Raw genomic sequence first — 11,963 nt, 5'->3', positions numbered from 1 at the left:
GGGTAACGTGAACATGGCAACATCTGCTTACAACTGGAACACGCTGGTGGTTGGCCTTGGTCAGACCGGGCTGTCGGTTGCCCGTTACCTGCATTCACGCGGCATTGCCTTCGCGGTGGTGGATAGCCGTGCCAATCCACCGGGCAAGGATGAGCTGCTGACGCAGTTTCCGGCTGCACCTTATGCCTTCGGTGCATTTGCTGATGCGGATGCAATGTTTGCCCAGGCACAAACACTGGTGGTCAGCCCCGGTATTGCGGTGGCTACCCCTGAAATCCGCACTGCTGCCGAACGGGGTGCGGAAATCATCGGTGATATTGAATTGTTTGTGCGTGAAGCCAAAGCACCCGTGGTGGCGATTACCGGCTCCAATGGCAAAAGCAGTGTGACCACACTGGTTGATCTGATGGCGAAAAAAGCCGGGATGGCCTCTTTCGCTGGCGGCAATCTCGGTTATGCCGCGCTGGATTTGCTGGAACAAGCTGTGCCTGATTTGTATGTCATGGAGCTTTCCAGCTTCCAGTTGGAAACCACCCGGTCGTTGCGGGCAGTGTCGGCGGTGGTACTGAATGTCAGCGAAGACCACATGGATCGTTACGACAGTTACGCTGACTACGCCGCCGCCAAAGCTGTCATTTACCAGAACTGTGCTTGTGCGGTGGCAAACCGTGATGACCCGTTGGTCATGACCATGGTTGAGGGCATGGATAATGTGGTCAGTTTCGGCCTGAATGTTCCGGCTGCTGGTCAATACGGGGTGCGTGAACACGACGGCAAGCGCTGGCTGGCCAAAGGTGAAACCCTGCTGCTGCCAGTGACTGACATGAAGTTGCCCGGCGAACACAATATCGCCAATGCTTTGGCCTCACTGGCGTTGGGCGAAGCAGCCGGAATCCCGTTGGCAGGCATGTTGGCTGCCCTGCGTGAGTTTACCGGCCTGTCGCACCGTACCCAGTGGGTACGTGAACGTAACGGGGTGAACTGGTACAACGATTCCAAGGGCACAAATGTCGGGGCAACACTGGCGGCATTGGCAGGCTTGCCTGGCAAGACCGTGCTGATTGCGGGCGGGCAAGGTAAGGGAGCAGATTTCGCACCCTTGGCGCCGGTCGCACAAGAAAAAGCCCGTGCGGTGGTGTTGATTGGCGAAGACCGCAACAAGATTGCCGATGTGCTCGAAAACAAGGTGTTATACCTGTTGGCAGACAGCATGGAGGACGCTGTACAACTTGCATCAGAACTGACGCAGCCCGGTGATAACGTGTTGCTTTCCCCTGCGTGTGCCAGTTTCGACATGTTCAATGGGTATGGGCATCGTGGTGAGGTGTTCAGTGATGCAGTACGGAGGTTGCCATGAACGCGGCAGCTATCCAGCCAGACATGCCTGAAACCGGCCTGTGGGCACGTTACATCGACCGCGACTTGCTGGTTGCTCTGCTGGCATTGCTGGCTATCGGTGTGGTGATGCTGTTGTCTGCATCCATGTGGGTGGCGGAAAGGCAGTATTCCAACCCGTATTACTATTTTGTGCGGCAACTGGTGTTTCTGGGGCTGGGGCTGGTGCTGGCGTTGCTGATGTACCAGATACGCCTGGATTTCTGGCAAAAACTGGGCGTGCGCCTGTTGCCTATTGTGCTGGTCTTGCTGGTACTGGTATTGATTCCGGGCATTGGCAAGACCGTGAATGGTAGTAGCCGCTGGTTGAATCTGGGTTTCATGTCGGTGCAGGTGTCGGAAATAGCCAAGCTGATCATGCTGTTGTACCTGTCCGGCTACCTGATCCGGCATGGCAAGAATCTGGCAACCTCGCCTTCCTACCAGCCCCTGCTGATTCCCTTGACGGTCTTGGGGGTAACGGGTGGCTTGTTATTGCTGGAACCGGATTTTGGCTCGACAGTGGTTATTTTTGCAACGGGATTGGCGTTGCTGTTTCTGGGGGGTGTACCGATGAAACGGCTGGGCATTCTGCTGGGTGGCGCAGTGCTGGTGATGATTCCTGTGTCGATGATGGGTTATCGCAGCGCCCGCTGGGATGCGTTGATGAACCCTTGGGCACATGAAGCGGATAAGGGCTATCAGACTGTCCATGCGCTGATGGCTATCGGTGATGGGGGCTGGTTTGGCAATGGGTTGGGTGGCAGCGTACAAAAACTGTTCTACCTGCCGGAGGCACACAACGACTTCATTTTTTCGATTCTGGCGGAAGAATTCGGTTTTATTGGCATGTTGCTGGTGCTGTCCTTGTATGGCTGGCTGGTGATGCGGGCTTTCGTCATCGGTTTTCAGGCGGATAAGGCAGGCAAGCATTATGGTGCTTATGTGGCTTATGGTGTCGGCTTCTGGATGGGGTTTCAGGTGATCCTGCATATTGGGGTCAATCTGGCGGTATTGCCCCCCAAAGGTCTGACTCTGCCATTAATGAGTTATGGCGGCAGCAGTTTGATGATTACGCTGGCGGCAATGGCACTGCTGATGCGGGTACACCGTGAAACCCAAACAGTATTACTGGGGTTGCCAGAGCGCAAACCCCGGCAGGTGAGGAGGGTGACGCATGGCTGAGAACAGGCAACAACGCCCGGTCATGATTACCGCTGGTGGAACTGGCGGGCATGTTTACCCTGGTCTGGCGGTTGCGCGTGCCCTGATGGCGCAAGGTATTCCGGTGGTATGGATGGGAACCCGCAAAGGGTTGGAAGCAAGGGTGATTCCTGAAGCCGGTATCGAGATGGCGTGGCTGGATGTGAACGGTTTGCGTGGCAAGGGCTGGCAGACTGTACTGATGGCGCCCGTTAATCTGGTGCGTGCTCTGGTGCAATCCGTCGGCATCATGCTGAAACACAAACCGGCAGCCATTTTAGGCATGGGTGGCTTTGTCGCAGGGCCTGGTGGTCTAGTGGCTGCACTGATGGGCAAGCCGGTGGTGATTCACGAGCAAAATGCCGTTGCTGGTTTGACCAATACCTTGCTGTCGAAAGTGTGTCGTCGGGTACTGGAAGGTTTTCCGGGGACGTTTGCCAGCAGCGCCAAGGTGATGGCAACCGGCAACCCGGTAAGACTGGACATTGCTAGTCTGCCTGCGCCACTGGAGCGTCTGGCAGACCGGGATGATCAACCGGTACAGATACTGGTAGTAGGTGGCAGCCTTGGTGCGCAAGCACTGAACAAGGCAGTTCCACAGGCGCTGGCCTTACTGGATACAGCTAGTCGCCCCGTTGTGCGTCATCAGGCTGGAGTGCGTAACATTGAAGAGGCTCGCAGCCATTACGCCAACGCCGGAGTGGACGGTGAGGTAACGCCTTTCATTGAAGACATGGCGGAAGCCTACGCCTGGGCGGATCTGGTGATTTGCCGCTCCGGTGCTTTGACCATTGCAGAACTGGCAGTCGTGGGTGTTGCCGCCATTCTGATACCGTTTCCCCATGCGGTGGATGATCATCAGACTGCCAATGCCCGTTATCTGGCAGACAATGGTGCAGCCTTGCTGGTGCAACAATCCGACCTGACAGCGGAAAAGCTGGCAGGCATTTTGAAAGATTTGTGTTCTGACCGTACCAAATTGCGGCAGATGGGTGTGGCTTCCCGCCAGTTGGCCAAGCCTTATGCTACCACACAGGTAGCCGCTATCGTTGCCGCTTATGCCGGTTATGACTTTGACAACAAAACTAATACAGCAGGAAAGCAATAATGAAAACAGGAAATGACCATCTCGCTCGCAAACGCATCAACCGGCTGCATTTCATCGGTATCGGTGGTGCGGGTATGGGCGGTATTGCCGAGGTGGTTGCCAATTTGGGCTATACAGTTTCAGGGTCGGATCTGGCGGAAAGTGCCATGACCCGTCGCCTGCAATCGCTGGGCGTGACCGTTTACAAAGGCCATGCGGCTGAAAACATGCAGGGTGCTGACGTTATCGTGGTTTCCACTGCGATTGACAGCCACAACCCGGAAATCATTGCCGCTCGTGAGCAGCGCATTCCGATTGTTCGCCGTGCTGAAATGCTGGCGGAGCTGATGCGTTTCCGCCAGGGCATTGCAGTTGCCGGAACACACGGCAAAACCACTACCACCAGCCTCACCACCAGTCTGCTGGTGGAAGGTGGCATGGATCCAACCTACGTGATTGGCGGCAAGCTGAACAGTTCTGCTAGCAACTCCAAACTCGGTTCAGGTGAATATCTGGTGGCGGAAGCGGACGAAAGTGATGCCTCTTTCCTCTACCTGCAACCCATGATTGCGGTTGTCACCAATATCGACGAAGACCATATGTCCACGTATGGCGGTGATTTCAGCAGGCTGAAACAGACTTTCATCGAATTCCTGCATCACCTGCCGTTCTATGGGTTGGCAGTACTGTGTGTGGATGATGAGCATGTGCGTGAAATCTTGCCGGAAGTCAGTCGTCCGGTTGTGACTTACGGTTTCGGTGACGATGCCGATTTGCAAGCGGTGGATGTGCGTTTTGACGGAACTCAAAGCCATTTCACCGTACACCGTCGTCGGGGCAACCGAGGTTCGCTCGATATTACCCTGAACCTGCCAGGGCGGCATAACGTGCTGAATGCACTGGCGTCGATTGCCATTGCTACGGAACTGGACGTTTCCGATGCTGCCATTATCGCTGGCCTGCGCAAGTTTGACGGAGTAGGCCGCCGCTTCCAGCAATACGGTGACATCGGTTTCGCCGTCGGCAAGAAAGCCACTCTGGTGGATGATTACGGTCATCACCCGCGCGAGATGAAAGCAACGCTGGATGCAGTACGCAATGCATGGCCGACCCGCCGCGTAGTACAAGTTTTCCAGCCGCACCGTTACACCCGTACCCGCGACCTGTTTGAAGATTTCGCCCAGGTTTTGTCAGAAACCGATGTGCTGGTGCTGATGGATGTGTATGCCGCCAGTGAACAGCCGATTCCGGGGGCTGACGGGCGTGCCTTGGCACGCGCTATCCGCATCCGGGGCAAGGTAGACCCGATTTTCGTGGCAGATGTGGAAGATGTGCCGGGTGTGCTGAAACACATTTTGCAAGACGGCGATATTATCCTGACCCAAGGGGCAGGCAGTGTTGGTGCGTTAGCAGCCAGCCTGCCGGAAAAACTCACCGTTAGGGGGGCAGAATGATGGCAACAGCAGCGATGCAGGCAAAGTTTGGCAAGGTGGCAGTCCTGTACGGTGGCTGGGCGGCGGAACGCCCGGTATCACTGAAAAGCGGCGCTGCTGTCCTCAAAGCATTGCAGGACAGCGGGGTGGATGCACACGGCATTGACGTTGACCGCAACATCATCAGCGTGTTGCAGGTAGGCCAGTTTGACCGGGTATTCAACATCCTGCATGGTGCAGGTGGTGAGGATGGCGTGTTGCAAGGTGCACTCGAAATTCTCGGTATTCCTTACACCGGCTGTGGCGTGATGGCTTCTGCTATCAGTATGGACAAGCTGATGACCAAACGGGTCTGGGCGGGGGCAGGTTTGCCAACTCCGGCCTACCGTGTGCTGACAGCAGAAACCGACTTTGCGGCAGTAGTGGCTGAACTTGGTTTGCCCCTGATGGTGAAACCAGCAACCGAAGGTTCCAGCATTGGCATGAGTAAGGTCACGGCAGCGGCTGATCTGGAAGGGGCTTTCCACAAGGCAGTCCAGTGCAGTAGTACCGTGATTGCCGAGCAGTGGATTACCGGGGCGGAATATACCGCTGGGATTGTGGCAGGGGAGTCGTTGCCATTGATCCGTCTGGAAGTGCCCGGTGAGTTTTACGATTATGAGGCCAAATACCTGCGAGACGATACCCGTTACCACTGTCCCTGTGGGCTGGAGGCAGCGGAAGAACAGGCGATGCAAGCATTGGCAAGGCAGGCGTTTGCGGCTGTCGGTGGGCGCGGCTGGGGTCGGGTAGACCTGATGCGCGATGCCCAGGGCAAAGCCTGGCTGATTGAAGTCAACACCAACCCCGGCATGACTGACCATAGCCTGATCCCGATGGGAGCAAGGGCTGTCGGTTTGGATTTCAATGCACTGGTGGTACGCATACTGGAGACTACCCTGTAATGGTTCAGCAACGCCGTCGTCAGCCAGCCAAACGTTCCGGTTCAGGTTTCAAACTGCCGCAGGTCTCGCCGCGTCTGTTGAAATTGGGGATGGTATTGGCGCTGGTCATGGTGTTGCTGGGTGGAGTGCTGGGGGCACGTGCATGGCTTAATAATCCAGAAAACCTGCCCATTAGTCAGATTGATGTTCAGGGTGAGATTAAATTCATCAAAGATACTGATTTACGACCAATTATTGAAAAGTATACGCAGACCAACCTGTATTTGTTGAATGCCGCCGAGCTTGAAGCCGAGCTTGAGGCTCATCCCTGGATACGTGCAGTTACCTTGCGTAAGGCATGGCCTACCCAGTTGATCGTACAAGTGGAAGAAGAGCGCCCGGTAGCTTTTTGGGGGCGTGAGCGTTTGATGAACCAGTTTGGTGAATTGTTTGTTGCCGAATTGCCATCCATGCAGGGGGTATTCCCGCTCCTTTACAGCCCCGAAGATAAAGGCCGCGAGTTGGGGGAGCGCTTTATCCAGATGCGTGAATGGTTACAGGGTTTACCGCTGGAAATTTCGGAATTGACTGAAGATGAACGTGGTTCATGGCGAATCAAGATTAAAAATGGCCCGGAAGTGTTGATCGGTACAGAGGATCAGATGCGTCGGGTGCAACGGTTCAGGGTTGGTTTTCAGCAGGAGCTGGTTGGGCAACTGACCAATGTACGTCGTGTTGACCTGCGTTATACCAATGGTTTTGCAGTGGAATGGAAGCAATCCCCGGTCGGCTCACTGGATTTCACGGGCGGGAGCCGTAGGAGTTAATGATGTCAAAGAAAGAGCATAATGTGATTGTTGCGCTGGATTTGGGAACCTCGAAAGTGGTTGCCCTGGTTGGCGAAATCAATGATGCAGGGCGTCTGGAAATCATCGGGATCGGTTCATACCCCTCACGCGGTATGAAAAAAGGTGTGGTGGTCAATATCGAATCCACCATCCAGTCGATCCAGCGGGCGGTGGAAGAAGCCGAACTGATGGCAGGAATCCAGATTCGCACGGTTTACGTCGGTATCGCAGGCAGTCATGTGCGCAGCCTCAATTCCCACGGCATTGTTGCCATCAAGGACAAGGAAGTCACGGACAATGATGTAGACCGGGTAATGGATGCAGCACGGGCTGTTGCCATTCCGGCTGACCAGCGCATCCTGCATGTGCTGCCACAGGAATACGTTATTGACCAACAGGAAGGTATCCGCGAGCCGGTAGGCATGTCAGGTGTACGTTTGGAAGCCAGGGTACATCTGGTCACGGCAGCCCATAGCGCAGCACAGAATCTGGTCAAATGTGTAGAGCGTTGCGGCCTTAATGTTGAGGACATCATCCTTGAGCAGGTAGCTTCCAGCTATGCCGTGCTGGAAGACGACGAAAAGGAACTGGGTGTGTGTCTGGTCGATATTGGTGGTGGAACCAGTGATATTGCGGTGTTTATGAATGGAGCAATCCATCATACGGCAGTTATTCCGATTGCGGGTGATCAGGTGACGAATGACATCGCAGTAGCGGTTAGGACACCTACCCAGCACGCAGAAGAAATCAAGATCAAATACGGTCGCGCACTGCGTCAGTTGGCAGATGAAAATGAACTGATCGAAGTACCGGGCGTTGGGGAACGTGAACCACGCAGCTTGTCAGCACAAACATTGGCATCGGTGATCGAACCCCGTTACGAAGAACTGTTTTCACTCGTTCTTCAGGAACTGCGTCGTAGCGGTTATGAAGAGCGGATTGGCGCAGGCATTGTCCTGACTGGCGGCTCCTCCAAAATGCGGGGAGTCCGTGAATTGGCAGAAGAGGTGTTTCACATGCCGGTGCGTATCGGTATGCCACGCAACCTCGGTGGCCTGCGCGGTGAAGTCGAAAATCCCATCCATTCCACTGGGGTGGGGTTGCTGCTGTACGGGATGGCGCAGCAGCTTTATGGTACCAAGCGCACTTATTCCTCATCGAGTGTCATGTCAGCGGAAGACGGTTTGTGGGGGCGCTTGAAAAACTGGTTTAACGGTAATTTTTAACAGTCGGAGAGTACGGGCATGTTTGAACTAATGGATAGTGCAGCCAAAGGGGCTGTAATCAAGGTGATCGGAGTCGGTGGCGGCGGCGGTAACGCAGTCAAACACATGGTGGCTGCGGGTATCGAAGGTGTGGAATACATCTGTGCCAATACTGATGCGCAAGCCTTGCAAGGTTTGGGTGTCAAAGCCCTGTTGCAACTGGGTGCTTCCCTGACCAAAGGTCTAGGTGCTGGCGCGAAGCCGGAAATTGGGCGCGATGCAGCGCTGGAAGACCGCGACCGCATCCGTGAACTGATCAATGGCACTGACATGTTGTTCATCACTGCGGGCATGGGTGGTGGTACAGGTACCGGTGCTGCGCCGGTCATTGCGGAAATTGCCCGCGACATGGGCATCCTGACGGTGGCTGTCGTAACTCGGCCTTTCATCTTGGAAGGTATGCGCCGCAAGCAGTCTGCGGACTACGGTATTGGTGAACTGGCCAAGTATGTTGATTCCCTGATCACCATTCCCAACCAGAAACTGCTGACTTCACTGGGGAAAAATGTCTCCATGCAGTCTGCGTTTGCGGCTGCCAATGACGTATTGTTGAACGCAGTGCAGGGTATCTCCGAACTGATCACTAGCCCTGGCCTGATCAACGTTGACTTCGCAGACGTGAAAGCCGTCATGTCTAGTGGTGGCATTACCATGATGGGTACAGGGGAGGCGCAAGGTGATGACCGTGCTTCCAAGGCTGCCACCATGGCTATTTCCAGCCCGTTGCTGGAAGACATCCGTCTGGATGGTTCCCACGGTATTCTGGTCAGCATCAGTGGTGGCATGGATATGACCATGCATGAGTTTGAAGAAGTCGGCAGTGTTATAAGCCAGTTTGCCGCTGACGATGCCAATGTCATTATCGGTACAACCATGGATGAATCCCTCGGTGAGCGGATTCGTGTCACCATCGTTGCGACAGGTCTGGAAGAAACGGGCGTGACACGCGCTGCTCCACCCAAAAAGGTGGCAGAACAGCCGAAAGTTGCCAAATTGCAGCCGGTACAACTGGAACCCGTTCAGCGTGTTGCAGTCGGAGGCAGCAAAGGCCGCTATGACAATGTACTGGATATTCCAACTTACGCCCGTCAGGGTGGTGATGGCAACCTGGATATTCCTGCCTTCCTGCGCAAGCAGGCAGACTAAGCGTCACGTCACTGCTACGTTGAAAGCAGCAACATGCCCGTAGGTAGTCGGGGAGCTTTGCTCTCCGCCTGCCTTGCATGTGAAACTGGGTTATTTTGTATGTCTGCCAACTAGGGCTTGTTGGTTTTCATCTGTGCGTATTTATATCAATTACAAAAACTTCTGTGGCTTCTTGCTGTCAAAAATCAATAAAATTCGCCTACTCTTACATGTAATGACCAATGAATGGCGCAGCAGGACTCTTTAGGGGGCTAAATGCTTAGGCAGAGAACAATCAAACAAACGGTTTCTACTATAGGAATCGGTTTGCATTCCGGTAAAAAGGTTACGCTGGTTTTGCGCCCAGCGCCTTCCAATACAGGTATTGTATTCCGTCGTGTTGATATGACACCACCCGCATTGGTGGAGTTGCATCCTGAACGGGTAGGCGAAACCATGCTGTGTACCGCCCTGATTCAGGGGGATGGCAGGGTGTCCACTGTGGAGCACCTCTTGTCAGCCTGTGCAGGCTTGGGCATTGATAACCTGTATGTCGATTTGGATGCAGCAGAAATCCCCATTATGGATGGCAGCGCAGGCCCGTTTCTGTATCTGCTGTTGTCTGCGGGTATTGAAGAACTCAAGGCGCCCAAGCGTTTTATCCGCGTCAAACAAATGATTGAAGCCAAACGCGGTGATGGTTGGGCTAGGCTGTTGCCCTACGACGGGTTCAAGGCCAGTTTCGAGATTGATTTCAATCATCCTGCTGTCAATGAAACGTCACAGTCACTGGAAATTGATTTTTCCCATCAGGCTTATGCTAGCGAAATTGCTCGTGCGCGTACTTTTGGTTTCATGCGTGACGTGGAAATGTTGCGTTCCCGTAATCTGGGGTTGGGTGGCAGTCTGGAAAATGCCATCGTGCTGGATGAATTCCGTGTATTGAACCAGGATGGGCTGCGTTATGCAGATGAGTTTATCCGCCACAAGATTCTGGATGCCATTGGTGATCTGTACACGCTGGGGCACGGCATCATTGGTGCTTATCAAGGGTACAAATCAGGTCATGCCATTAATAATCTGTTGGCGCGTGAACTGCTTCAGCAACAGGATGCTTGGGAAATGGTGACGTTGGCAGAAGAACAGAAAGATCGGGTCATTTTTGTTGACAATTATGCGTTTGCCCAGTTCTAGACGGGCTGCTGTGTGTGGCTGGCTGCGTCTGCCAGCCGGTGGAGCGCCGCCTGAAGTTCCTGATCATTGATGCCCAAGGCAATGTTGTGAACAATCTGCGCTGTGTTATCTGATAGCTTTTTTCTGTTGTATTTTTGCACATTGCTTGCAAACGGCAAACCAATCACCTTAATATTCAGCCCACTGATTTTAAGGTTTAGGCGTTTGCTTAAATGTTTGCAAAGAGTGTGCTGTTGAAACCTGGCTTGCGTGGCGAGGTGGGGGTCATCAGTCAGGAGTGTCAACCGGTGGTTTTTCAGGATAGGCCAAAGCCTGTTCTCCAAAGGCAGCGACAGGAAGTCGGCGATTTCCGTTGTCAGTTCATCGAACTGTTTCAGTCGTTCAGCGAATTCTGGCTGTATCAGCCGGTTGATCCTTTCCATACTCTGTGTGTGCCTGTTCATTCCAATAAATGTCATTATAAGCGCGACAAGGCTGTTAACCTAGTTAGGAAGTTGAGGGACTTACTACCGTGAAAGTGATTTGTTTGAGTGAAGATGGCTCGCGGCGGGCTTCTTTTAGCCTGCATCCGTGGAAACATCTGATTATCCCGTCCAGTATTGTTGCCTTGTTGATCATCGGTTTGTCTGTCAACCAGATGCTTGGCTTGTACAAGCTGGATGCCACCCCGCAAAATGCATCCCTGTCACAGGCGGAAGCGGGGAAAATCATTTCAGCGCTGGAGCAACAGGTCACAACGGTCGACCAGATCAAGAAAGCCTATGCTAATTACACCGTTGACGTGGATACACTTTCCACCCGTTTGGGGTCGCTGGAAGCTGAAATTGCCCGTCTGAATGCGCTGGCGAAACGTGTTGCCGGTAAAGCCAAACTGGATCCACAAGAGTTTTCCCTTGATGAAAAACCAGCACGCGGTGGTGCAGATGAACCTGTGTCTGCTGCGCCAGGCAAAAGCTCCTCGGGAGAATTACTGGTGGCATTCCAGTCTGCGGAAAACAGCTTGGATCGGCAACGCGGAATGCTGGTGACATTGGAGCAGATTCTGGAAGGCATAACGCTGGAAGAAGAAGTCCTGCCATCAGGTCGGCCTGTGCGCGCGGGGTATATTTCATCCGAATTTGGGTTCCGGCGTGATCCCTTCAATGGGCGTTCGAAAATGCACAAAGGCATTGATTACGCAGGGCCAACCGGCACAGATATCTATGCCGTGGGTGGTGGTGTCGTGTCATTTGTGGGCAACCGTGGCGATGGTTATGGCAATGTAGTTGAGGTTGATCATGGTGATGGCCTAGTTAGCCGTTATGCACACCTGAATGCAGCCAAAGTGGTGGAAGGTCAGGTTATCAAAAAGGGTGACATGGCGGCATGGATGGGCAATAGTGGGCGTTCGACCGGTTCGCATCTGCATCTGGAAGTGCTTAAAAATGGTGAGCAGGTCAATCCGCGAGATTATCTGGGTTACGAGGAATAACTGTCGGATACATTAACAAAAATTCACCGTACAGCCAGTT

11 protein-coding genes are annotated in these 11,963 nt (G+C 53.8%); 10 read left to right on the top strand and 1 reads right to left on the bottom strand.

Going from position 1 to position 11,963, the window contains the following annotated elements:
- Window positions 1-13: 13 nt before the first annotated feature.
- The 9 genes from murD (at window position 14) to lpxC (ending at window position 10,452) form a co-directional block, all read left to right on the top strand.
- Window positions 14-1,357, top strand: coding sequence for a UDP-N-acetylmuramoyl-L-alanine--D-glutamate ligase (gene murD, locus B2U47_RS16620; RefSeq protein ID WP_296680675.1), 1,344 nt, complete (start codon window positions 14-16; stop codon window positions 1,355-1,357).
- Window positions 1,354-2,559, top strand: coding sequence for a putative lipid II flippase FtsW (gene ftsW / locus B2U47_RS16615; protein WP_296680678.1), 1,206 nt, complete (start codon window positions 1,354-1,356; stop codon window positions 2,557-2,559). Before murD ends, ftsW begins: the two co-directional genes overlap by 4 nt.
- Window positions 2,552-3,685, top strand: a complete 1,134-nt coding sequence (gene murG / locus B2U47_RS16610; protein ID WP_296680681.1) for an undecaprenyldiphospho-muramoylpentapeptide beta-N-acetylglucosaminyltransferase — start codon at window positions 2,552-2,554, stop codon at window positions 3,683-3,685. The genes ftsW and murG overlap by 8 nt, the downstream gene beginning before the upstream one ends.
- Complete coding sequence (murC, locus tag B2U47_RS16605; RefSeq protein WP_296680684.1) at window positions 3,685-5,118, top strand: UDP-N-acetylmuramate--L-alanine ligase; 1,434 nt, start codon at window positions 3,685-3,687, stop codon at window positions 5,116-5,118. The genes murG and murC overlap by 1 nt, the downstream gene beginning before the upstream one ends.
- Window positions 5,118-6,041, top strand: a complete 924-nt coding sequence (locus B2U47_RS16600; RefSeq protein ID WP_414717838.1) for a D-alanine--D-alanine ligase — start codon at window positions 5,118-5,120, stop codon at window positions 6,039-6,041. Before murC ends, B2U47_RS16600 begins: the two co-directional genes overlap by 1 nt.
- Window positions 6,041-6,847: a cell division protein FtsQ/DivIB gene (locus B2U47_RS16595; protein WP_296680691.1), complete on the top strand. Its 807-nt coding sequence runs from the start codon at window positions 6,041-6,043 to the stop codon at window positions 6,845-6,847. The genes B2U47_RS16600 and B2U47_RS16595 overlap by 1 nt, the downstream gene beginning before the upstream one ends.
- Window positions 6,847-8,094: a cell division protein FtsA gene (ftsA, locus tag B2U47_RS16590; RefSeq protein WP_298684137.1), complete on the top strand. Its 1,248-nt coding sequence runs from the start codon at window positions 6,847-6,849 to the stop codon at window positions 8,092-8,094. Before B2U47_RS16595 ends, ftsA begins: the two co-directional genes overlap by 1 nt.
- A gap of 18 nt (window positions 8,095-8,112) precedes the next feature.
- On the top strand, window positions 8,113-9,279 hold the full coding sequence (gene ftsZ / locus B2U47_RS16585) for a cell division protein FtsZ (RefSeq protein WP_296680696.1): 1,167 nt from the start codon (window positions 8,113-8,115) through the stop codon (window positions 9,277-9,279).
- Window positions 9,280-9,534: 255 nt separating this feature from the next.
- Window positions 9,535-10,452 carry a UDP-3-O-acyl-N-acetylglucosamine deacetylase gene (gene lpxC, locus B2U47_RS16580; protein ID WP_296680698.1) on the top strand — a complete coding sequence of 306 codons (918 nt, stop codon included), beginning with the start codon at window positions 9,535-9,537 and terminating at the stop codon, window positions 10,450-10,452.
- Here lpxC and B2U47_RS16575 read toward each other — a convergent pair.
- The gene (locus B2U47_RS16575) at window positions 10,449-10,874 is read right to left on the bottom strand and encodes a hypothetical protein (RefSeq protein ID WP_296680701.1); all 426 of its coding nucleotides are present in this window, start codon (window positions 10,872-10,874) and stop codon (window positions 10,449-10,451) included. The two genes, lpxC and B2U47_RS16575, sit on opposite strands and share 4 nt — an antisense overlap.
- Before the next feature lie 89 nt (window positions 10,875-10,963).
- Between B2U47_RS16575 and B2U47_RS16570 the strand changes: the two genes are divergently transcribed.
- Entirely contained in the window at window positions 10,964-11,923 is a 960-nt protein-coding gene (locus tag B2U47_RS16570; protein ID WP_296680704.1) for a M23 family metallopeptidase, read from the top strand.
- The last annotated feature ends 40 nt before the right edge of the window (window positions 11,924-11,963 follow it).

Source organism: Thiothrix sp. UBA5583 (genome assembly GCA_002425225.1).
GTDB classification, from domain to species: domain Bacteria; phylum Pseudomonadota; class Gammaproteobacteria; order Thiotrichales; family Thiotrichaceae; genus Thiothrix; species Thiothrix moscowensis.
Note: the sequence above shows the minus strand (reverse complement) of the source record. Positions and strands in the feature narration are given on the sequence as shown.

Coding starts and splice junctions, on each gene's coding strand:
- murD (WP_296680675.1), top strand. CDS start 14: ATGGCAACATCTGCTTACAACTGGAACACGCTGGTGGTTGGCCTTGGT.
- ftsW (WP_296680678.1), top strand. CDS start 1,354: ATGAACGCGGCAGCTATCCAGCCAGACATGCCTGAAACCGGCCTGTGG.
- murG (WP_296680681.1), top strand. CDS start 2,552: ATGGCTGAGAACAGGCAACAACGCCCGGTCATGATTACCGCTGGTGGA.
- murC (WP_296680684.1), top strand. CDS start 3,685: ATGAAAACAGGAAATGACCATCTCGCTCGCAAACGCATCAACCGGCTG.
- B2U47_RS16600 (WP_414717838.1), top strand. CDS start 5,118: ATGGCAACAGCAGCGATGCAGGCAAAGTTTGGCAAGGTGGCAGTCCTG.
- B2U47_RS16595 (WP_296680691.1), top strand. CDS start 6,041: ATGGTTCAGCAACGCCGTCGTCAGCCAGCCAAACGTTCCGGTTCAGGT.
- ftsA (WP_298684137.1), top strand. CDS start 6,847: ATGATGTCAAAGAAAGAGCATAATGTGATTGTTGCGCTGGATTTGGGA.
- ftsZ (WP_296680696.1), top strand. CDS start 8,113: ATGTTTGAACTAATGGATAGTGCAGCCAAAGGGGCTGTAATCAAGGTG.
- lpxC (WP_296680698.1), top strand. CDS start 9,535: ATGCTTAGGCAGAGAACAATCAAACAAACGGTTTCTACTATAGGAATC.
- B2U47_RS16575 (WP_296680701.1), bottom strand. CDS start 10,874: ATGGAAAGGATCAACCGGCTGATACAGCCAGAATTCGCTGAACGACTG.